The organism is Streptomyces sp. NPDC037389, assembly GCF_040636475.1.
Taxonomy (GTDB): Bacteria; Actinomycetota; Actinomycetes; order Streptomycetales; family Streptomycetaceae; genus Streptomyces; species Streptomyces hesseae.
This window is the reverse complement of sequence record NZ_JBEZUS010000001.1, coordinates 513,718-533,812: the sequence shown is the minus strand read 5'-3', so window position 1 is coordinate 533,812 and position 20,095 is coordinate 513,718. Positions and strand designations below refer to the sequence as shown.

22 protein-coding genes are annotated in these 20,095 nt (G+C 70.3%); 16 read left to right on the top strand and 6 right to left on the bottom strand.

The features are described 5' to 3' along the window. Positions 1-80 precede the first annotated feature (80 nt). From AB0E98_RS02550 to AB0E98_RS02535, 4 genes are all read right to left on the bottom strand, one after another. Positions 81-638 (bottom strand): hypothetical protein, encoded by a 558-nt coding sequence (locus AB0E98_RS02550; protein ID WP_361698149.1) that lies wholly within the window; start codon positions 636-638, stop codon positions 81-83. Between the two features lie 218 nt (positions 639-856). Further along, positions 857-1,705 (bottom strand): ABC transporter permease, encoded by an 849-nt coding sequence (locus AB0E98_RS02545; RefSeq protein WP_361697724.1) that lies wholly within the window; start codon positions 1,703-1,705, stop codon positions 857-859. A 31-nt stretch (positions 1,706-1,736) separates the two neighbouring features. Further along, a complete protein-coding gene (locus AB0E98_RS02540) occupies positions 1,737-2,711 on the bottom strand; it encodes an ABC transporter ATP-binding protein (protein WP_361698147.1) in 975 nt (324 codons plus the stop codon). Between the two features lie 127 nt (positions 2,712-2,838). Then, positions 2,839-4,143: an NYN domain-containing protein gene (locus tag AB0E98_RS02535; protein WP_361697722.1), complete on the bottom strand. Its 1,305-nt coding sequence runs from the start codon at positions 4,141-4,143 to the stop codon at positions 2,839-2,841. A gap of 316 nt (positions 4,144-4,459) precedes the next feature. Here AB0E98_RS02535 and AB0E98_RS02530 point away from each other — a divergent pair, with 316 nt between their 5' ends. Then, the gene (locus AB0E98_RS02530; RefSeq protein ID WP_361697720.1) at positions 4,460-4,636 is read left to right on the top strand and encodes a hypothetical protein; all 177 of its coding nucleotides are present in this window, start codon (positions 4,460-4,462) and stop codon (positions 4,634-4,636) included. A gap of 78 nt (positions 4,637-4,714) precedes the next feature. Here the strand turns inward: AB0E98_RS02530 and dnaE are convergent, their stop codons facing one another. Beyond that, positions 4,715-8,260 (bottom strand): DNA polymerase III subunit alpha, encoded by a 3,546-nt coding sequence (gene dnaE, locus AB0E98_RS02525; protein WP_361697718.1) that lies wholly within the window; start codon positions 8,258-8,260, stop codon positions 4,715-4,717. A 158-nt stretch (positions 8,261-8,418) separates the two neighbouring features. On the opposite strand from dnaE, the gene AB0E98_RS02520 reads away from it, so the two are divergent. The 14 genes from AB0E98_RS02520 to AB0E98_RS02455 all read left to right on the top strand — a co-directional run bounded on the left by AB0E98_RS02520 (position 8,419) and on the right by AB0E98_RS02455 (position 18,262). Then, entirely contained in the window at positions 8,419-9,765 is a 1,347-nt protein-coding gene (locus AB0E98_RS02520) for a DUF2252 domain-containing protein (RefSeq protein WP_361698145.1), read from the top strand. 37 nt (positions 9,766-9,802) lie between these two features. Further along, a complete protein-coding gene (locus AB0E98_RS02515; protein ID WP_361698143.1) occupies positions 9,803-10,450 on the top strand; it encodes a hypothetical protein in 648 nt (215 codons plus the stop codon). Positions 10,451-10,539: 89 nt separating this feature from the next. Next, a complete protein-coding gene (locus AB0E98_RS02510) occupies positions 10,540-11,370 on the top strand; it encodes a thioredoxin domain-containing protein (protein ID WP_361697716.1) in 831 nt (276 codons plus the stop codon). 117 nt (positions 11,371-11,487) lie between these two features. Next, positions 11,488-12,111 carry a hypothetical protein gene (locus AB0E98_RS02505; protein WP_361697714.1) on the top strand — a complete coding sequence of 208 codons (624 nt, stop codon included), beginning with the start codon at positions 11,488-11,490 and terminating at the stop codon, positions 12,109-12,111. Positions 12,112-12,160: 49 nt separating this feature from the next. Then, complete coding sequence (locus AB0E98_RS02500) at positions 12,161-13,009, top strand: thioredoxin domain-containing protein (RefSeq protein WP_361697712.1); 849 nt, start codon at positions 12,161-12,163, stop codon at positions 13,007-13,009. A gap of 108 nt (positions 13,010-13,117) precedes the next feature. Further along, positions 13,118-14,770 (top strand): alkaline phosphatase D family protein, encoded by a 1,653-nt coding sequence (locus tag AB0E98_RS02495; RefSeq protein WP_361697710.1) that lies wholly within the window; start codon positions 13,118-13,120, stop codon positions 14,768-14,770. Positions 14,771-14,980: 210 nt separating this feature from the next. Continuing rightward, positions 14,981-15,190 carry a hypothetical protein gene (locus AB0E98_RS02490; RefSeq protein WP_361697708.1) on the top strand — a complete coding sequence of 70 codons (210 nt, stop codon included), beginning with the start codon at positions 14,981-14,983 and terminating at the stop codon, positions 15,188-15,190. After that, entirely contained in the window at positions 15,174-15,686 is a 513-nt protein-coding gene (locus AB0E98_RS02485) for a DUF6879 family protein (RefSeq protein ID WP_361697706.1), read from the top strand. The genes AB0E98_RS02490 and AB0E98_RS02485 overlap by 17 nt, the downstream gene beginning before the upstream one ends. Then, on the top strand, positions 15,683-16,519 hold the full coding sequence (locus AB0E98_RS02480; protein WP_361697704.1) for a helix-turn-helix transcriptional regulator: 837 nt from the start codon (positions 15,683-15,685) through the stop codon (positions 16,517-16,519). The genes AB0E98_RS02485 and AB0E98_RS02480 overlap by 4 nt, the downstream gene beginning before the upstream one ends. Before the next feature lie 54 nt (positions 16,520-16,573). Next, entirely contained in the window at positions 16,574-16,846 is a 273-nt protein-coding gene (locus AB0E98_RS02475) for a hypothetical protein (protein ID WP_361697702.1), read from the top strand. Between the two features lie 58 nt (positions 16,847-16,904). After that, on the top strand, positions 16,905-17,129 hold the full coding sequence (locus AB0E98_RS02470; RefSeq protein ID WP_361697700.1) for a DUF397 domain-containing protein: 225 nt from the start codon (positions 16,905-16,907) through the stop codon (positions 17,127-17,129). Positions 17,130-17,166: 37 nt separating this feature from the next. Next, positions 17,167-17,889 (top strand): hypothetical protein, encoded by a 723-nt coding sequence (locus AB0E98_RS02465; protein WP_361697698.1) that lies wholly within the window; start codon positions 17,167-17,169, stop codon positions 17,887-17,889. A 44-nt stretch (positions 17,890-17,933) separates the two neighbouring features. Beyond that, positions 17,934-18,080, top strand: coding sequence for a hypothetical protein (locus tag AB0E98_RS02460; RefSeq protein ID WP_361697696.1), 147 nt, complete (start codon positions 17,934-17,936; stop codon positions 18,078-18,080). Further along, positions 18,077-18,262 (top strand): hypothetical protein, encoded by a 186-nt coding sequence (locus AB0E98_RS02455; RefSeq protein ID WP_361697694.1) that lies wholly within the window; start codon positions 18,077-18,079, stop codon positions 18,260-18,262. Before AB0E98_RS02460 ends, AB0E98_RS02455 begins: the two co-directional genes overlap by 4 nt. A 57-nt stretch (positions 18,263-18,319) precedes the next feature. Here the strand turns inward: AB0E98_RS02455 and AB0E98_RS02450 are convergent, their stop codons facing one another. Next, positions 18,320-18,910 (bottom strand): dienelactone hydrolase family protein, encoded by a 591-nt coding sequence (locus AB0E98_RS02450; protein ID WP_361697692.1) that lies wholly within the window; start codon positions 18,908-18,910, stop codon positions 18,320-18,322. Between the two features lie 81 nt (positions 18,911-18,991). Here AB0E98_RS02450 and AB0E98_RS02445 point away from each other — a divergent pair, with 81 nt between their 5' ends. Continuing rightward, positions 18,992-20,095 (top strand): mechanosensitive ion channel domain-containing protein, encoded by a 1,104-nt coding sequence (locus tag AB0E98_RS02445; RefSeq protein WP_361697690.1) that lies wholly within the window; start codon positions 18,992-18,994, stop codon positions 20,093-20,095.

Below are 20,095 nucleotides of genomic sequence, written 5' to 3'. Positions count from 1 at the left end.
TTTTTTTTTGGGGGGGGGGGGGGGCCTTTGGGGCCCCCCCGGGGGCTCAAGGACGAAACGGTAAAGGGGTGGGGCTGGGGTCAGGCCTCCGGCCAGTGGGGAACGACCGCCGGTTCCGGATCCCGCGGCCCGAACAGCGCCGTCAGCCCCAGATGCGCGGCCATCGCCGCCAGCGGCCACGCCAGCAGCATCCCCTTCGCCCCCAGCCGCAGCGGCGCGTCGAAGACGACGCCCTTGCCGACGGCCCGGGCGTGGGCCACCACATCGCTGGTGGGGCCGAACCGGATGCCCAGGCGCCAGCCGACCAGCGAGGCCAGCAGCGAGCCGACCGCCAGGCCCACGACGATCGCGATGCCGCCGGCCCGGCGGAAGAGGAACACCAGGGCCGCGCTCAGCGCGCCGAGGCACACTCCCAGCAGCCCGAACCAGCCGTCCGCGCCGATGGCCTGCTCGCCCTCGGTGTTCTTCAGATAGACGGCCTTGCCGTCGGAGATCAGCGGCACCCGGGGCGCCAGCCACGCCCACAGCAGACCCAGCAGCACACCGGCCGCCGTCACCGCCACGAGCACCACCACCGCCTGCCGCAGCTCCGCGCGCGTCTCCTCCCGGGCCCGCTCGCGGTCCTGCTCCCGCGCCAGGTCGTCCGCCCGGTCGTCCTGCCCGGCGTGGTCGGCCCCGACGACGGGCCCGGAGGCCTGGGCGGATCCGGGACCCCGGCCGTCCGAAGAGGCGCCCGAGGCAGAATCCGAGGAGGGTTCGGAGGAGGAGTCGTCCTGCGGTGTCAGCGGTGCGGTCACCCCGCCATCGTGCCAGGTCGGCGCGGGCACCCCGGCGCCAGGATGGTCGGTGCGGCGCGTCACCGCACGGCCGCCCGGCGGTAGGCCCAGGTGGCCACGGCCAGCGACACCACGCCGACGGCCGCGCACACCCCGAGGTCGGCCGCCACCAGCAGCCAGTCCGGGTGCGCGTCGAACGACCGCGCGAACGCCTCCACGCCGTAGGTGGACGGCAGCAGGTCCCGCGCGAACGCGACCGGCGCCGGCATGTGCGCGGCCGGCAGCACGCCCAGCAGCAGCGCCGCCGACATGCCCAGCTGACCGCCCAGCGTGGCGAGCTCCTGGCGCGGGGCGAGCAGCCCCAGGGCGGCACCCAGACCGGCGAGGGCCGCGCCCGACACCGGGATCACGGCCGCCAGCACCCACAGATGCGCCATCGGCAGCTTGAACAGCACGCTGCCCACCACCGCCGTGACGAGGGTGCCGGGCGCGGTGAAGGACGCGTACGCCCCGGCCGCCCCCAGCACGACCGCCGCAGGCGGCACCGGCAGCGTCGCGTAGTAGTCGAGGCCACCGCCGGCCCGCAACTGGCCGAAGTACTGGGCGAGGAGGTTGAGCGCGACGAACGCCACGACCAGGACGCTGGAGCCGGCCACGACGGACCGGGCCTCGGCACCGCCGTCGACGACGCCGCGCATCATGACCATGATGCCGACGGACTGGAAGGTCGCCACGAACAGCAGCGGGATCCGCGCCACGCGGGCGCGCGAGAGCTGCGCCCGGTAGACGGCCGCCAGCGCGGGCAGCATCCGCGCCCCGGGCGCGAGGGGGGCGGCGACGGCGACGCCGTCCTCGGCCCCGGCCCCGGCCCGGTCCCCACCCCGGTCCCGGACCTTCCCGGACACCGCCTCTGCGGATACGGCACTCACGCGGCACAGCTCCTGTTCGCTACGGACCTCGTCACGCCTTCACCAGCCCCTGCGACCGGCCGCCGCCCAGCGCGAGGTAGACGTCCTCCAGGCTCGGCGTGGCGAGCGTGAAGTCGTCCAGCGCGGCGAAGGCGGGGCCGCCGGTCACCGCGGCGACGGCGGCACGCGCCTCCGCCGGGCCCAGCCGCAGCGACCAGCGGCGGCCGGTCTCCAGGGCGGCGTCCCGCAGCGCGGCGACCTCGGGCACGTCCAGCGGCGGCTCGGTGCGCCAGACCAGATCGACGCGGACCTCGTCGCCGACGAGCTCCTTGAGCCCCGACGGGGTGTCGCAGGCGATGATCCGCCCGTGCTCCAGGACCGCGACCCGGTCCAGCACGGTCTCGGCCTCGATGACGTTGTGGGTGACCAGCAGCACGGTGGTGCCCCGCTCGGCGCGGCGCCGGTCCACGGCGGCCCACACGGCCCGGCGGGCCACGGGGTCCATGCCGGTGGTCGGCTCGTCCAGGACGAGCAGGGGGCGGTCGCCGACCAGCGCGGCGGCGAAACAGGCGAGGCGGCGCTGGCCGCCGGAGAGCTTCTTCAGCGGACGGCCGGCCAGCGGGGTGAGACCCAGCTCGTCGAGGACGGCGTCCCGCTCGGCCCGGGCCGCGCTCAGGTCCAGGCCGCGCAGCCGGCCGGTGGTCTCGGCGGCCAGGGCCACCGTCAGCTCGTCCAGCGCGGTCGACTCCTGACCGAGGTAGCCGACGAGGCGCGCGGCGCGCTCGGGGTGGCGGACGAGGTCGTGGCCGAGGAGGTCGACGCCGCCCGCGTCGGGGCGGAGCAGCCCGGTGAGCTGGCGGACGAGCGTGGTCTTGCCGGCGCCGTTGGGGCCGAGCAGCCCGAAGATCTCACCGCGCCGGATGTCGAGATCGATGCCGTCGGTGGCCCGGACGGGATCCGCGCCCGGACGACCGCGGCGCCCGCGCGCGGCCGGGTAGGTCTTGACGAGCCCCCGCACGGTGCACACCGTGGCGCCCGCGGCACGCTCCGCCTGTTTCCCGACCGTTCTCACGAGCTATGAGGGTACGCGCCTCGACGCCTGCGGCTCGCTCGGGGGCACGGTTGCGGTGCCGCTTCCACCGTCGGCCTGGGGGTCAGTCCCCCGCCTGCGCGTGTTCCGCCGCCGTCCGGGCGTCGATCTCGCGCCAGAAGCCCGCGCGGATCGCGTAGCGGTCGTGCTCGTCGATCTGGTCGTCCTTGTGGGCGAGGAGCCCGAAGCGGGCGGCGTAGCGCAGGAGCTCGCCGTCGATGCGGTGGGGGATGCGGGGGTACTCGGTGGAGAGGTGCTGGAGGTGGACGGAGTCGGTCAGGCGCTCGGACCAGCGGCGGGCGAAGACCTGGCCGACCTCGAAGGGGTCGCCGCCGACGGTGGTGATGTCCTCCTCGCGGTCGGCCCAGCGCTGCTCGGCGCTGGTGAGCTGGGCGAGCATGGGCAGGGAGGCCGTCTCGGGGGACTCCCCCAGTCCGCTGCCCGCGCCTCGGTCGATCCAGCCCTTGTCGGAGGACCAGCGCAAGGTCGCGTTGGGGGCCGCCCCGGCGCCGGACTGCCCGTTGGCCGGGCCCGTGCCGGGGCCCGGCGCCGAGGTGCCGGCCGGCTGTGCGCCCGCCGGGCCGCGCCCGAGGCCGGCGAGGTCCTTCGGGGTGGGCACGCCGCGTGTGGCGGGGCTGTCATGGCCGCCCGCCGGGGCGGCCGTCGAGGGCCGGCCGCCGTTGCGCTCGACGGCGGGGCGGTTCTCCCCGCCGTGACCGGAGGCCGCCGCGGCGGCCGCGGCGGTCTCGGGCAGGGGCGCGGAGAGGATCGCCGCGATCTCGGGCCGGGGCGCGGGCGGCGGGGCGCAGGGCCCGGTGAGCTCCTTGGGCCGTACCGCGCGGGTGATCCAGGTGCGGTCCAGGACGCGTCGTTCGTCGGCCTCGGCGACGAGGTCCTCGGACTGGTTGTAGTCGCCGTCGGCGGCCTGCACGGCCCATAGGTGGACGGCGACGCCGTGTTCCTTGGCGGACATCAGGCCGGGCAGCAGATCGCCGTCGCCGGTGACGAGCACGATGTCCGAGCAGGCGCGGTTGCGGGCGAGCTCGGTGAGCTCGGCGTGCATGGCCGCGTCCACGCCCTTCTGGGCCCAGCGGCCGTCGGTGCGGGTCAGCGCGCCCAGCCGGACCGTGACGCGGGACATCACGCGCAGCCGCCGGTGCTCGGGCTGGGGCACCCGGTCGGGGGCGCCGTCGAACCAGTAGATCCGCAGCAGCGGACGCTGGGTGTCGGCTTCGGCGCGCTCGCGGAGCCCCTGGATGAGGGTCGCGTGGTCGACGGTGATGCGCGACCTGGCGGGCTCCCCCGCCAGCAGGCTCGCGGCGGCGCCCAGCAGATAGCCGGCGTCCACCAGGACGACGCAGCGGTCCACGTTCCACCCTCTTTCCGTGAGTTCAAATGACATCAAATGAGTTCGGACGGGTTCGGCTGAATTCTGGTCGGTGCTGCTGAGTTCACAAGGTGCGGTCGCCCCGGCACGGCGGTGCCCCGGTCTCCTCGGCTTGCCAGGAGTCTGCCCGACCGCGCGGGGGTTATCAGTCCGAACTGGATCTTCGGCGTGGCGGATACGGGCGACGGCGGAGAAGTACTCCTGTCACCGAAGGTAATGACCCGAAATGCGGGCTTCGTGGGGGCGTGCAAGGGTGACCTGTGGGGGGCCGTCACCCCGATCCGGAGGCACAGCAGCGATGGCGAAGAACAAGAAGCAGGACCGGAGCCAGCAGCAGAGGTCCAGCGCGGCGGAACGTGGCCAGCAGCAGGCCCAGAAGTCGTCGGTCGAGGCCCAGAGCGAGCAGCGGTCGACGCAGGTGACCCCGGGCGATCTCGCCCGTAAGAGCAAGCAGAAGCGCTTCGGGCACAACTGATCCGGCGCTTCGACGCGCTTGAGGGGCGCGCCCGCATCAGCGGGCGCGCCCCTCAAGCGCGTACATGGTGGTGTCGGCTCAGCCGGCCAGGCAGGACGGGCCGAGCAGCTGCTTCAGATCGCCGAAGAGCGCCGGATCGGGTGTCACCCGGTGGCGGTCGAGCCGGAGGACGGTCGTCTTGCGGGCACCCTGGAGCTTGATCCGTACCTCGGTCGAGCCCCGGTGGTGGCTGAGCACCTGGCCCAGCCGCTCCACCAGCGGCGGGGTGACCTTGACCGTGGGGATGGAGATGATCACCGGGGCGTTGGTGCCGGCGTTGGAGAGGTCGGGGACCATCAGCTCCATGGCCACCAGCCGGGGGATGTCCTCTCGCTTGTCGAGCCGCCCCTTGACGAAGACGACGGCGTCCTCGACGAGCTGGGTGGAGACCAGCTGATAGGTGGCGGGGAAGAACATGCAGTCGATGGCGCCGGCCAGGTCCTCGACGGTGGCGATGGCCCAGGCGTTGCCCTGCTTGGTCATCTTGCGCTGGAGGCCGGAGATGATGCCGCCGATGGTGACGATGGCGCCGTCGGCGTGCTCACCGCCGGTGAGCTGGGAGATCGAGGCGTCGGCCTTGTCGTTGAGGACGTGCTCGATACCGAAGAGCGGGTGGTCGGAGACATAGAGGCCGAGCATCTCGCGCTCCTGCGCGAGCAGATAGGACTTCTCCCACTCGATGTCGGAGAACTCCACGTCCAGCCCGAAGCCGGGGCCGTCGTCGCCGCTGTCGTCGCCCATGCCGCCGAAGAGGTCGAACTGGCCCTCGGCCTCCTTGCGCTTGACCTGCACCACGTTGTCGATCATCGGTTCGTAGTGCGCGGTGAGGCCCTTGCGGGTGTGCTTCATCTCGTCGAAGGCGCCGGCCTTGATCAGCGATTCGACGGTGCGCTTGTTGCAGACGACGGCCTCGACCTTGTCGAGGAAGTCGGGGAAGGAGGTGTACTTCCCCTTGGACTTGCGGCAGCGGATGATCGAGTCGACGACGTTGGCGCCGACGTTGCGCACGGCGGTGAGGCCGAAGAGGATCACGTCGTCGCCCTGGGCGGCGAAGTTGGCCTCGGACTCGTTGACGTTCGGCGGGAGCACCTTGATGCCCATGCGGCGGCACTCGTTGAGGTAGATCGCCGACTTGTCCTTGTCGTCGCGCACCGAGGTGAGGAGCGCGGCCATGTACTCGGCGGGGTGGTTGGCCTTGAGGTAGGCCGTCCAGTACGAGACGAGGCCGTACGCGGCGGAGTGGGCCTTGTTGAAGGCGTAGCCGGCGAAGGGGACCAGCACGTCCCACAGGGCCTGGATGGCCTCGTCGCTGTAATTGTTCTTCCGGGCGCCCGCCTGGAAGATCGTGAAGTTCTTCGCCAGCTCCTCGGGCTTCTTCTTGCCCATCACGCGGCGGAGGATGTCGGCCTCGCCGAGCGAGTACCCGGCGATGATCTGGGCGGCCTTCTGGACCTGCTCCTGGTAGACGATCAGGCCGTAGGTGACCGCGAGGACCTCTTCGAGGGGCTTCTCCAGCTCCGGGTGGATCGGGGTGATCTCCTGCTGCTTGTTCTTGCGCAGCGCGTAGTTCGTGTGCGAGTTCATGCCCATCGGGCCCGGCCGGTACAGGGCGGACACGGCGGAGATGTCTTCGAAGTTGTCGGGCTTCATCAGCCGCAGCAGGGACCGCATGGGCCCGCCGTCGAACTGGAAGACGCCGAGGGTGTCACCGCGCTGGAGGAGCTCGAAGGTCGTGGGGTCGTCGAGCGGGAGGGCCAGGAGATCGATGTCGATCCCCTTGTTGGCCTTCACCATCTTGACGGCGTCGTCCATGATCGTGAGGTTGCGCAGGCCGAGGAAGTCCATCTTCAGCAGGCCGAGCGACTCACAGCTCGGGTAGTCCCACTGGGTGATGGTGACGCCGTCGGTGTGCCGGACCCAGACCGGGACGTGGTCGGTGATCGTCTCGCTGGACATGATCACGCCGGCCGCGTGCACACCCATCTGCCGGACCAGGCCCTCGACGCCGCGCGCGGTGTCGATGACCTTCTTGACGTCCGGCTCGTTCTCGTACATCCCGCGGATCTCGCCGGCCTCGCTGTAGCGCGGGTGCTTGGGGTCGAGGATGCCGGAGAGGGGGATGCCCTTGCCGAGGACGTCGGCGGGCATCGCCTTGGTGAGGCGGTCGCCCATCGCGTACGGGTAGCCGAGGACACGGGCGGAGTCCTTGATCGCGTTCTTGGCCTTGATGGTGCCGTAGGTGCCGATCATGGCGACCTTGTCGGCGCCGTACTTCTCGGTGACGTACCGGATCACCTCGGCGCGCCTGCGCTCGTCGAAGTCGATGTCGACATCGGGCATGGAGATGCGCTCGGGGTTGAGGAACCGCTCGAAGATCAGGCCGTGCGGGATCGGGTCGAGGTCGGTGATGCCCATGGCGTAGGCGACGATCGAGCCGGCCGCGGAGCCTCGGCCGGGGCCGACCGCGATGCCCTGGTTCTTGGCCCACATGATGAAGTCGGCGACCACGAGGAAGTAGCCCGGGAAGCCCATCGAGATGATCGTGTCCATCTCGTACTCGACCTGCTTCATGCGGTCCTCGGGGATGCCGCCCGGGAAGCGGCGGTGCATCCCTCGCAGGGTCTCCTCGCGGAACCAGGTGATCTCGGTGTAGCCGTCGGGGATGTCGAACTTGGGCATCAGGTTCCGGAACTGGAACATGCCCTCGGTGTCGACCTGCTCGGCGACCAGCCTGGTGTTGGCGCAACCCTGCTGCCAGGCGTCCGAGGAGTCGATGGCGTACATCTCGTCCGTGGACTTCAGGTAGTAGCCCGAGCCGTCGAAGCGGAAGCGGTCCGGGTCGGAGAGGTTCTTGCCGGTCTGGATGCAGAGCAGGGCGTCGTGGGCCTCGGCCTCGTGCGCGTAGGTGTAGTGGGAGTCGTTGGTGACCAGCGGGGGGATGCCGAGCTTCTTGCCGATCTCCAGCAGGCCGTCGCGGACGCGGCGCTCGATCTCGATGCCGTGGTCCATCAGCTCCAGGAAGTACCGGCCCTCGCCGAAGATGTCCTTGTAGTCGCTGGCGGCCTGGACGGCCTCGTCGAACTGGCCGAGGCGGAGCCGGGTCTGCACCTCGCCCGAGGGGCAGCCGGTGGAGGCGATCAGGCCCTCGGACCACTGGGCGATGGTCTCCTTGTCCATCCGGGGCCACTTGGTCAGCCAGCCCTCGGCGTAGGCGTCGGAGGACAGCCGGAAGAGGTTGTGGAGGCCGGTGGCGTTGGAGGCCCAGATCGTCTTGTGGGTGTAACCGCCCGAACCGGACACGTCGTCGCGCTTCTGGTGCGGCTGGCCCCACTGGATGCGTCGCTTGTTGCGCCGGGACTCGGGCGCGACATAGGCCTCGATGCCGATGATCGGGGTGATCTCGGCCTTTTTCGCCTGCTGGAAGAAGTCGTACGCGCCGTGGAGGTTGCCGTGGTCGGACATGGCGATGTGTGTCATGCCCATGTCCTTGCAGGCATTGAACATGTCCTTGAGCCGCGCGGCACCGTCCAGCAGGGAGTACTGGGTGTGGACGTGCAGGTGCGTGAAGGGCGGCTTGTTGGCCACGGTGGGAGACCTCCGGCGGGAGCGGGCAGCGGGGCGGACGGGACTGTTTTGAAGGTTACCGGCCCCCACCGACAGCCGGGGGCACGCGCCGGTACCCTCACGCGTTGAGCACGACAGCACACACGTTCGTCCCATGCCCCACCCAGGAGGACCCCGCGATGGCGACCGAGCACGACCGGGCCGCACAGCGCGGCGAGGAGATCCTCGCCGTCTTCGACACCGCCTTCGGTGAGCTGCTGGCGGCCGACCCGGCGGCCTTCCGCGTGAAGTTCCGGAAGATGGCCGCCTCCGCCTTCGCCTTCTACCGGGGCACCGCCTGCCTCTTCTACTCCGACCTGGCGCACGAGCGCGACGCCGGCCCCTACCTGGACGAACGCACGAGCCGGGTGTGGATCCACGGCGACCTCCACGCCGAGAACTTCGGCACGTACATGGACGCCAACGGCCGCCTCGTCTTCAACGTCAACGACTTCGACGAGGCCTACGTCGGCCCCTTCACCTGGGACCTCAAGCGCTTCGCCGCCTCCGTGGCGCTGCTGGGCCACGCCAAGGCGCTCAGCGACGAGAAGATCTCCGAGCTGGTGCGGATCTACGCCGCCGCCTACCGCGAGCGGATCCACGCCCTGGCCACCGGCGCCAAGGACGGTATTTCCGGCGAGCTCCCGCCCTTCACCCTGGACACCGCCGACGGCCCGCTGCTCGGCGCCCTGCGCGAGGCCCGCTCGCTGACCCGCTTCGGGCTGCTGGCCACGATGACGGAGATCCGCGACTTCGACCGGCGCTTCCTCCCCGGCGACGGCACCGTCGAGCTGGACGCCGCCACCCGCTACAAGATCCTCGCGGCCTTCGACGGCTACCTGGAGACCCTCCCCGACACCAGCCTGGCCCGCCCGGACTCCTACCGCGTCAAGGACGTCGTCGGCCGCCGGGGCGTCGGCATCGGCAGCGCCGGCCTGCCCTCGTACAACATCCTCCTGGAGGGCAACAGCGACGCCCTGGAGAACGACGTCGTCATCTACATGAAGCAGGCGCAGACCCCGGCGGTCTCCCGGCACATCACCGACCGGGCCGTGCGCGACTACTTCCGGCACGAGGGCCACCGCACGGTGATCTCGCAGCGGGCGCTCCAGGCGCACGCCGACCCGTGGCTGGGCTGGACGGAGCTCCAGGAGGGCGGCCACAGCCACGGGCAGCTCGTCGCCGAGGTCTCGCCCTACGCCGTGGACCTCGACTGGTCGGACATCGACGACCCCGAGGAGATCGCCGCCGTCGTCGCCGACCTGGGCCGGGCCACCGCCGCCATGCACGCGGCCGCCGACGACCAGAGCGGTCACTCGCTGGTGCCGTTCTCCACGGAGCGCGCCATCGACGCCGTGATCGCCGCCGACGAGGAAGGCTTCGCGAAGCTCCTCGTGGACTTCGCCCACACCTATGGCGCCCGGGCCCGCGCGGACCACCAGATCTTCGTCGATCTCTTCCGCAACGGCCGCATTCCGGGGCTTTAGCCGAGGTTTATCGCGCGGCATGACAGACTCGGCCCTCATGGACATATCAGCGGCACGGTTGCGGGCAGTGCGCGCGGCGCTCTTCGCCGCGCTGTGCGTACTGCTGTCCGCGTCCTCCCACGTGCTGCTGTCCGGGAGACCGCTGCCGCTCGCGACCGTCGCCGGGGCCGGCGCCGCCGTCTTCGCGCTCGCCTACGCCCTAGCGGGCCGCGAGCGCGGCTACGGGCGCATCGCCGCGCTCCTGGTCCCGCTGGAGCTGGGCGCCGCGGCGCTCTTCACCGCCGGGCAGGACACCTGCTACGGCCGGCCCGGCCACCCCGCCCCCGGCGGGGCGCTGACCTGGCTGTGCGAGGGGGGCATGGGCGGCCCGCTGGCCCGCTGGGCCGCCCCCGGCACCGCCCCCTGGCTGCTGCTCGCCGGGCACGTCGCCGTGGGCCTGCTGGCCGCCGCCTGGCTGCGGCGCGGCGAGGCCGCGCTCGCCGGGCTGCTGCGCGCCACGGCGGCGGTGGCCTTCCGCCCGCTGCGGCTCGCCGCCGCGGTGCTGGACGCGCGCGCCCGCGCCGGCGCAGGGCCGCTACGGTCCGTACGGGCCCGCCGCGATGCCCCCTCCCGCCACGCCTTCCCGCTCCTGGTCCACTCCGTCGTACGGCGCGGTCCGCCGGCCCCGCTGCCCACGCCCTGCTGACCGTCGGCCCGTCCACCCCCGGACGGGCCCCGCGCGGCCCGGGCGGCACGCGACCGACAGCCACGACACGCACCACGGAGAAGACCACCATGAGCAAGCGCAACAACTGGGAGAACAAGCAGTCCGCCCGCGACCGGCTGCGCGCCGAGCGCGAGAAGCAGGCGAAGCGCGACAAGACCCGCCGCCAGCTCCTCGTCGGCGGCGCGATCGTCGGCGTCCTCGCGATAGCCGGCGGCGTCGGCTACGCGGTGACGCAGTCCGGCGGCAAGAGCGACTCCGCCTGGTCCGCCGCCGCCAAGAAGACCCTCGTCAAGCCCGCCAACACGAGCGGCGACAAGGGCACCGAGGTCGTCGTCGGCAAGAAGGACGCCAAGCACACCCTGGAGATCTACCAGGACATGCGCTGCCCGATCTGCTCCGTCTTCGAGCAGAACGTCGGCGACACCATCGACAAGGACCTCAAGGACGGCAAGTACAAGGTCTCGTACCACATCGGCACCTTCCTCGACCGCAACCCGCAGATCCGCGGCGACGGCTCGAAGAACGCGCTGAGCGCGCTCGGCGCGGCGCTGAACATCAGCCCCGAGGCCTTCAGCGCCTACAACAAGGCCCTCTACTCCAAGGCCAACCACCCCGAGGAGACCAAGGACGACTTCCGCAAGGACGACGTCCTGCTGAAGGTCGCCCAGGAGGTGCCCGCGCTCAAGGGCAACGCCGCCTTCGAGAAGGACGTCAAGGAGGGCACCTTCGACAAGTGGGCCCTGGAGATGTCCGACTCCTTCGACGGCCACAAGGACGTCACGGGCACGCCCACGCTCAAGCTCGACGGCAAGAAGCTGTCCGTGAAGACCGCGTACGGCGAGGGCGCCCCGAACACCGCCGACAAGTTCAGCGAGCTGGTCGCCGCGCAACTCAAGTAGCGCCCCCGAGGGGCGGGCCCGGCCCGCCCCTCAACGATGCCGAATCTTGACCAGACAGCCGACGGCCGCCGTGGCACACTCGCCCCCATGGAGGGGACGGGCGTTCGGCTCAGGGCGATGCGCGCAGGGCTCTTCACCGCGCTCTGCCTCACGCTGTCCTCGGCGGCCCATGTGCTGCTCTCACGCGCCCCGTTGCCGCTGTCCACGGTCGCCGTGCTGGCGGCCGCCTTCTTCGCCGTCGCCTACGCGCTGGCCGGCCGGGAGCGCGGCTTCTGGCCGATAGCGGCCCTGCTGGTCCCGCTGGAGCTGACGGCGGACACCGTCTTCACCACCGGCCAGCACGCCTGTTACGGCCAGGCCGGCGGCCCGGTCGCAGGGCCCCTCCACTCGATGGGCGTCGATCTGGTCTGCCGGGGCGGCGAGTTCGGCTCGCCCCTGGCCGCCGGAACGGCCGCCACGAGCTCCGCGACGCCCTGGCTGCTGCTCGCCGCGCACGTCACGGTCGGGCTGATCGCCGCCGCCTGGCTGCGGCGCGGCGAGGTGGCCGTGGCCCGGCTGCTGCGCGCGCTGGCCGCGCTGGCCTTCCGGCCGCCGCTGCTGGCCGCCCCGCTCCGGTCGTACGGACCCGCCGGCATCGCGCCCGTACGACCCGTGCGCGACACCCTGGCCGCCCGTACGCTCCCCCTGCTCGTCCACTCCGTCGTACGGCGGGGACCGCCGTCGCTCCCGGCATCCGCCTGAGCACGGCAACACATCCCTTCCGTACCTTTCTTCCTCACGGAGCCGAGTCATGAGCAACCCCCAGAACAAGGCCGCCGCCCGCGAACGCCTGCGCGCCGAGCGCGAGAAGCAGGCGAAGCGCGACAAGACCCGCCGCCAGCTCCTCATCGGCGGCGCCGTCGTCGTCGTACTGGCGGCGGCGGGCGGCATCGGCGTGGCTGTCTCCAAGGCCACCAATGGCGGCAAGAACACCAAGGTCAGCAGCGAGGACTGGGAGACCGCCGCCAAGAAGCGGGAGTTCAAGCAGCCCGCCAACACCACCGGTGACAAGGGCACCACGGTCGTCATCGGCAAGCAGGACGCGAAGAACACCCTGGAGGTCTTCGAGGACATGCGCTGCCCGGTCTGCTCCGGCTTCGAGCAGGCCGTCGGCGGGACCATCCAGAAGGACATCAAGGACGGCAAGTACAAGGCCCAGTTCGAGGTGGGCACCTTCCTCGACCGCAACCCGATGATCAAGGGCTCGGGCTCCAAGAACGCGCTGAGCGCGCTGGGCGCGGCCCTCAATGTGAGCCCGGACGCGTTCCTGGAGTACAAGAAGGCGCTCTACTCGGTCAAGAACCACCCCGACGAGCGGGACGACGCCTTCTCCGACGACGGCAAGCTGGTGTCCGTCGCGCAGGAGGTGCCCGCGCTCAAGGGCAACGCCGCCTTCAAGAAAGATGTCGAGGACGGCACCTTCGACAAGTGGGCGCTGGAGATGTCCGCCGCCTTCGACAAGCAGGTCGGCCCGAACAAGCCCATCCAGGGCACCCCGGGCCTGAAGCTCAACGGCAAGGTGCTGGGCGACCAGCGCGGCCAGGCACCGCAGGACCCGAAGACGTTCACGTCGCTGGTCGACGGGGCGCTCGTGAAGTAGGGGGCTACCAGCGGTAGGCGACGGGCGGACGAACACTCGGTGATCATCCGCCCAAGCTCTTGTCACGGGTCTTACCGCTGGTTCTACCGAGCAGTAAAGTGACGGCCCGTGACATCCCACCACATATCCCGCCGCACCGCCGTCACGGCCGTCGCCGCCACCACGACCGCCGCCCTGCTCCCGCTGGCCGCCGCCCCGGCCGCACTCGCCGACTCGGACCCGCCCGGACCGCCCCGCCCGGCCTTCCTCCACGGCGTCGCCTCCGGCGACCCGCTGCCCGACGGCATCCTGCTGTGGACCCGCGTCACCCCGACCCCGGACGCCGCGCCCGGCTCGGGACGCGGCCCGGCCGTCGAGGTCACCTGGCAGGTGGCCGAGGACGCCGGCTTCACCCGGGTCGTCGCCCGGGGCACCGTCACCGCGACCGCCGCCCACGACCACACCGTCAAGGCGGACGTCCGCGGACTGCGCCCGGCCACCGCCTACTTCTACCGGTTCACCGCCGGGGACGCCGCCTCCCCGACCGCCCGCACCCGCACCGCCCCCGCCCACGACGCGGCCACGGCCGGGCTGCGCTTCGGCGTGGTGTCCTGCTCCAACTGGGAGTCCGGCCACTTCTCCGCGTACCGCCACCTGGCCGCCCGCAAGGACCTGGACGCGGTCTTCCACCTCGGCGACTACATCTACGAGTACCGGTCCGGCGAATACCCCGCCGCCAAGTACGTGGTCCGCCCCCACGCCCCCACCCACGAGATCATCACCCTGGCCGACTACCGCACCCGCCACGGCCAGTACAAGACCGACCCCGACCTCCAGGCCGTGCAGCACACCCACCCGCTGGTGGCCATCTGGGACGACCACGAGTTCGCCAACGACGCCTGGTCCGGGGGCGCCGAGAACCACACCCCGGGCGCCGAGGGCGACTGGAAGGACCGCGTCGCCGCGGCCAAGCAGGCCTACTTCGAGTGGATGCCCGTACGCCCCTCCGTCGAGGGCACCACCTACCGCCGGCTGCGCTTCGGCAAGCTCGCCGACCTCCACCTGCTGGACCTGAGATCCTTCCGCTCGCAGCAGGCGAAGCCCGGCAGCGGCAAGGTCGACGAACCCGGTCGCACCATCACCGGCCGCGCCCAGCTCGACTGGCTCAAGGAGGGTCTCGCGAGCTCCGACACCACCTGGCGGCTGGTGGGCAACCCCGTGATGATCTCCCCGGTCGCCTTCGGCGCCCTCCCGGCGCATTTGCTGGAGCCCATCGCCAAGCTCCTGGGCCTCCCGGCGGGCGGCCTCGCCGTCAACACCGACCAGTGGGACGGCTACACCGAGGACCGCCGCGAGCTGATCGACCACCTGGAGCGGCGCGCCATCCGCAACACGGTCTTCCTGACCGGCGACATCCACATGGCCTGGGCCAACGACGTGCCCAAGCGGGCCGCGACCTATCCGCTGTCGTCGTCCGTCGCCACGGAGTTCGTGGTGACGTCCGTGTCGTCCGACAACCTCGACGACCTGCTGCACGTGGCACCCCACACGCTGTCCGTGCCCGCGGCGGCGGCCATCAAGGCCTCCAACCGCCATGTGAAGTGGCTCGACATGGACGGCCACGGCTACGGCGTCCTCGACGTCACGGCCGAGCGGGCGCAGATGGACTACTACGTCCTGTCGGACAAGCGCGACGCGAAGGCGACGGCGTCGTGGGAGCGGTCGTACCGGACGCGCTCGGGGTCGCAGCGCGTGGAGCGCGTGGACGCACCGGTGCGCTGACCGTCTGCGGGGGCTTCGCCCCGGGCCGGAGCGGGCCTGGGGCGGAGCGGCGGTCGCGCGGTGACGACGTCGGCGGACAAAGATCACGCCCGCAACAAGATCCTTAGTCCATAACGCGCATATTCGCGTCCTGGCATAGACGCCTGTGCGCGGGTCCTCGTACCGTCGGCATGGATCGGCCCAATCAGGGCCGTGGCCGAGGGGGTTCGCATGTCTGAACGCTCAGCGCTTATCCGGCTCACTGGTAACGGCAGTGGTGAATGTGGGCAGGGTGACTGCCCCAACGTGTATCGCACGGCGACCGGATCGTTCCTGGTTCAGGGCGAGGCGTCCGACGCCTTCAAGCCCTCGACCGGGGAAGGGCTCGTGGAGATCCCCGAGAGCGTGCTGAGGGAGGCGTTTGATGCTCTTGGATGGTGAGGAGTGGGTGGCCAAGTTCCAGAACTTCCAGAAGGAAGCGTGGAGGCTGGAGACGCTGCCGCAGTATCTTGTTCCGCAGGAAGCGGAGGAATTCGCGGAATTCAAGAACGGGGTCCGGTATCCCGGCCCCTACGAGGACTCCTGGACTGCCCTGATCCGGAAGCACAAGGCAACCGGAGGGGGCATTGGTCGGGTGCACATTGTGAGCCGACCGTTCTCGGACTATCTCCGATTCGAGTTCGAAAGGTACTACCGGCATCAGGCGCCCATCGGGGAAGACATTCGGCTACTCGACGTGACCGACAGGGTGAACCCGCTGCCGGACGTTCAGGACTTCTGGATGTTCGACCGCTCCACCATCGTTCTCATGCACTACGAGCCGGACGGCAAGCAGATCAGCCGCGAACTGTACGAGGGCGATCCCGCACCATTCATCGAGTACCAGCGGATCGCGGTAGAGGCATCCGTGCCGTTCCTGGAGTACCCGCACAGGTGACCTTCGAGCCCGAACAGCTAGGCCAGTCCCTTCAGGAGCTAGCGGCTTCACTGAAGGGGCTACGCAAGCGATCCGGTCTCTCAGGAGACCGGGTCGCTCAACGTATGCACGTATCTCAATCCAAAGTGTCCAGGATTGAGAACGGAAAAGTAAGGCCGTCCGTCCTGGACGTGGAGCAGTACCTGCGAGCCGTTGAAGCCCCCGCCGATCTCGTGGCGGAGGCCATGGCGCTGGCCAAGAGCGCGAATACCGAGTGGCAGGACTTCCGGAACCTTCGCAGGAAGGGCCTGGACAAGAAGCAGCAAGAACTGGCGACTCTTGAAAAGACTTCGACGGAGTTCCGATTCTTCCTACTGTCCATGATTACCAGCCTGCTATCCACTCCCGACTATATCCGGGCCAGCCTCGCCCACGTCCCAGGCGACCATAGCCGGACCGTGTCCCGGAAGCTCGAGCGGCAAGAAGTCCTCTACGACACCAGAAAGCGGTTCACGTTCCTCCTGTCCGAGCTGGCTGTGAAATGGCCGCTGGTTCAGGCGCCGGCAATGGCCATACAGCTTGACCGGCTGGTGTCGGTATCTAGACTCCCGAATGTGAGACTGGGCGTGATTCCCGCCCGAGGGCACATGCCGATCGCGCCCATGGATACGTTCACGATCTACGACACGATCCTGACCACGGCAGAAACCACGACGGGGGTCGTCGTCCTGAGGGATCCGCGCGATGTAGCCGCATACCTGGAACTCTTCGGCAGCCTCGAAAACTATGCTCTGTTCGATGATGGCGCCCGAGACTTCCTTGTCGAGTGCGCAGACAAGGCTCGTGATCTTTAGTCCAAGACGTGACTGGAACTGTTATCACGGTGCGACTGATCCCACGATGTACCCATGACCACGGACACCGAAGCAGCCGCACAGCAAGCCGACGTCTTCATGGTGGGAAAGAAGAAGGCGGACGACGCCGCTTTTATGCTCGGGCAGGTGCTCAAAATGATGGGCATCACGGTTGGCGATCGGGACTCCTGGCCTCAGCTGATGGGGCGCGCCTCGCTCAGTGGCGAGCCGTCCGTCTACCTGGGGACCGTTCCGTTGACCACGGTCCAGAAGCTGGCGAACGCCCTCGTCCATGCCGAGTCGGCACGTCGCGATCGGGAGCCGTAGAAAGCTCTTGGCGGCGACAGCTGCTCCGGTGCCCTTCCATCGCTCAGGAAGGTTCACCATGACTGACCTGTACGGGCTCGACATCGACGGTGCTCAGTTCGCCAAGGCGTGCGGGGGCAACACCCATCCGGACGGCGAATCCTGCGTGACCCTCGCCCGCATCGCCGAGGACGCCTACGCCCTCGGTGACAGCAAGCGGCCGGACGCGCAGCCGCTGAGGTTCACGACCGCCGAGCTGAACGCGGCGGGCATCGACCCGGCCCGCTTCAACCTCACGGCCTGACCGGCCCCACCACGGTAGCCCCCAGTCGGCTGCCCTTGTGACCGGCGGCCTTCGCCTTCCGGAGGAGGCGGAGGCCGCCGCCTATTTTCCTGGACAGGAAGACCAGTTGCACGTTCACGGCTACCTCTGGACCGGCGAGAAGACCGCCTTCGACAAGGAGAGCATCCGCCGCCCACCACCATCCGTCGCACCGACGGCTACCAGCCCCGACGAGGTACAGCAGCGCTACCGCGAAGCCGTCGCAGAGTGGAGGGCCACCGACGTACCCCCGATCGAGACGGCCCTGTGGCTGCTGAAGCCGCGCCAACTGATCCAGGGCACGTGGGACGAGCCGAAGAAGGCCGCGGAATGGCTCGGAGAGCGGCTGACCGAGCACGCGCCCCGCTTCGCCTCCCACCACGACCAGGACCCCACCCGGCTCACCGCCCTCACCGCCTACGCCGCCGAGCGGCTGGCGCAGAGAGGTGACTGCTCACTCGGGTTCTACCTGCGCGGGACCCTGTTCCTGTCAATGGCGCTGGTGACGTGTTCCCCGAACCACGCCGAGTCAAAGCTGAGCTGCCCCTTCAGCGAGTTCCCCGAGGGTGCCGTCCTTCTGCCGCATACGTCGGCTGCCGGGTCCCTCGGGCACGTGACCTGCAAGACCTGCAAGGACCTGATCGCGGAGCGGAACGCGCGCCGGGCTCACGGCGACGAGACCGGAGCGCGGGCGAAGGACGCCGCCCTGGCGGATCACAGCAGGAAGCACCACACGGAATAGCGCGGAACGCACAAAACCGCTGACAGTCAGAAAGGAGCACGAACATGGGTAGGAAGGACTTCGAGAACGCGGGAGAGCCCTGGGACCCGCACGCCAACCAGGATCAGGTGACCGATCCCGACACCCGCGTCTCTCAGAACGGTGACGTGCACAGCTCGCACGCCGACGACAAGGACCGGGACGGGAAATGAAGCGAGGCGAGGACCTGATTCAGGACCTGAGAGAGCAAGGCTTCATGAGCTGTGAGACCACCAGGGACGGCAAGGCCGTGATCATGCGCAAGCGTGACAGGTGGACCGTCATCCCCCTGCGGTGGCTCACCGACGAAGCCGTGGACACCATCAAAGCTCAGGCCGGAATCGGCCTCGTCTGAGTCGTCCCGCACCAGCCCCGCCGGGCTCCCCGGCGGGGCTGGTCGCCGTTGCGGGTCCTAACCCGCCGCGACCTCCTCCAGGAACGCCAGCGCCACGCGCCACGCCGTCTCCGCCGCCTCCGCGTCGTAGTCGTCCAGCTCCGGATCGGTGAAGAGGTGCCCCGCGCCGTGGTAGCGGTGGACCTCCACGTCCGCGCCCGCCCGGCCCATGCGCAGGTACCACGCGTTCAGCCAGTCGTGCGGCTCGAAGGGGTCCGGGTCCGCGACGTGGAGCTGTACCGGCAGGTCGTCCATGGAGGCGTCCTCCGGGAGGTCGGACGTGCCGTGGAGGAGCAGCAGGCCGCGGGCCTTCTCGTCGGCCAGGGCCAGGTTCTGGGCGATGGAGCCGCCGAGGGAGAAGCCCGCGTAGACCAGGCCCCGGTCCGACAGCGGGGCCGCCGCTGTCACAGCGCGTCGCAGGAGCTCCTCGCGGCCGATCTCGTCCTTGATGGCCATGCCGTCCTCGACGGTCTCCGCCGTACGCCCCTCGTACAGGTCGGGCACATGCACCTCGTGCCCGGCGGCCCGCAGGCGGTCGGCGGCGGCGTGGACGGCCGGCCGCAGGCCGTATGCGGAATGGAATAGAACAATCGTGGTAGGGGACGTCACTGGAGGTCACTTCCTTACGGCATGAATCACGTGCCCCCATCGTGCCAGCCAGCTACGTTCGAAGGAGCGGAGGTGCTGCCCATGGAGCACATACTGCGTCCCCTCGCGGTTCTCGGCGGGGCGGTCCTGATCACCCTGATCGCGGGGTGGGCCGCCGACCAGGCCGTGCGCCGCGTGGGGGCACTGCATCCCGAGACCCCGCTGTGGGGGCTGCTGGAGCGCTGCCGGATGCCGTTGCGGCTGGTGCTGTGCACCGCGCTGCTGCGCGCCGGGTATCCCTCGGCGGAGCTGCCGAAGGGGTCCCGGGGCGCGGTCGGGCAGGTGCTGACGCTGATATTGATCGCGGCGTGCGCCTGGCTGGCGGTCCGGGTGGCGGCCGCCGTCGTGGAGTCCGGCTACGCGCGCTACGCCGCCGGCGCGCAGGACCCCTACCGGGTGCGCCGGGTACGGACCCAGGTGACGCTGATCCAGCGGGTCGTCACGGCCGCCGTGTCCGTCGTGGCGGTGGCGGCGATGCTGCTGACCTTCCCCGCGATGCGGGCGGCGGGGACGTCCCTGCTGGCCTCGGCCGGGGTGATCGGCGTCGTCGCGGGCATAGCCGCCCAGTCGACGCTGAGCAATGTCTTCGCCGGGCTCCAGATCGCCTTCGGCGACATGGTGCGCATCGGGGACACGGTCGTGGTCGACGGCCAGTGGGGCACCGTCGAGGAGATCACCCTCACGTATCTGGTGGTGACCACCTGGGACGAGCGGCGCATCACCATGCCGGTGTCGTACTTCACCAGCAGGCCCTTCGAGAACTGGTCCCGGAGCAATCCCCGGATGACCGGCACCGTCTTCCTCCACCTGGACCACGCGGCACCCATCGACCTGATCCGCGAGCGGCTGCACGAGGTCCTCAAGGAATGCCCCGAGTGGGACGGGCGCGGCTGGAGCCTGGTCGTCACCGACACCACGCCCACCACCGTCCAGGTGCGGGCGCTGGTCACCGCCAAGGACCCCGACGACATCTGGACGCTGCGCTGTGTGGTCCGCGAGGCCCTGATCGCCTGGCTGCGCCGGGAGCACCCGTACGCGCTGCCGCGGATCAACACCGCTCCCGCGCCCGGCCTGGAGGAGGCCCCGGACCGCCGGCAGGCCCCGCCCACGTCGGGGGACATCGGCCCGGGGCCGGGGACGACGTGA

Bases quoted from the DNA above. Each gene is read 5' to 3' on its own strand.
- AB0E98_RS02530 (WP_361697720.1), top strand. From the start codon at position 4,460: ATGGCGAAGAACAAGAAGCAGGACCGGAGCCAGCAGCAGAGGTCCAGC.
- AB0E98_RS02520 (WP_361698145.1), top strand. From the start codon at position 8,419: ATGGCGACCGAGCACGACCGGGCCGCACAGCGCGGCGAGGAGATCCTC.
- AB0E98_RS02515 (WP_361698143.1), top strand. From the start codon at position 9,803: ATGGACATATCAGCGGCACGGTTGCGGGCAGTGCGCGCGGCGCTCTTC.
- AB0E98_RS02510 (WP_361697716.1), top strand. From the start codon at position 10,540: ATGAGCAAGCGCAACAACTGGGAGAACAAGCAGTCCGCCCGCGACCGG.
- AB0E98_RS02505 (WP_361697714.1), top strand. From the start codon at position 11,488: ATGCGCGCAGGGCTCTTCACCGCGCTCTGCCTCACGCTGTCCTCGGCG.
- AB0E98_RS02500 (WP_361697712.1), top strand. From the start codon at position 12,161: ATGAGCAACCCCCAGAACAAGGCCGCCGCCCGCGAACGCCTGCGCGCC.
- AB0E98_RS02490 (WP_361697708.1), top strand. From the start codon at position 14,981: ATGTCTGAACGCTCAGCGCTTATCCGGCTCACTGGTAACGGCAGTGGT.
- AB0E98_RS02485 (WP_361697706.1), top strand. From the start codon at position 15,174: ATGCTCTTGGATGGTGAGGAGTGGGTGGCCAAGTTCCAGAACTTCCAG.
- AB0E98_RS02475 (WP_361697702.1), top strand. From the start codon at position 16,574: ATGACCACGGACACCGAAGCAGCCGCACAGCAAGCCGACGTCTTCATG.
- AB0E98_RS02470 (WP_361697700.1), top strand. From the start codon at position 16,905: ATGACTGACCTGTACGGGCTCGACATCGACGGTGCTCAGTTCGCCAAG.
- AB0E98_RS02460 (WP_361697696.1), top strand. From the start codon at position 17,934: ATGGGTAGGAAGGACTTCGAGAACGCGGGAGAGCCCTGGGACCCGCAC.
- AB0E98_RS02455 (WP_361697694.1), top strand. From the start codon at position 18,077: ATGAAGCGAGGCGAGGACCTGATTCAGGACCTGAGAGAGCAAGGCTTC.
- AB0E98_RS02445 (WP_361697690.1), top strand. From the start codon at position 18,992: ATGGAGCACATACTGCGTCCCCTCGCGGTTCTCGGCGGGGCGGTCCTG.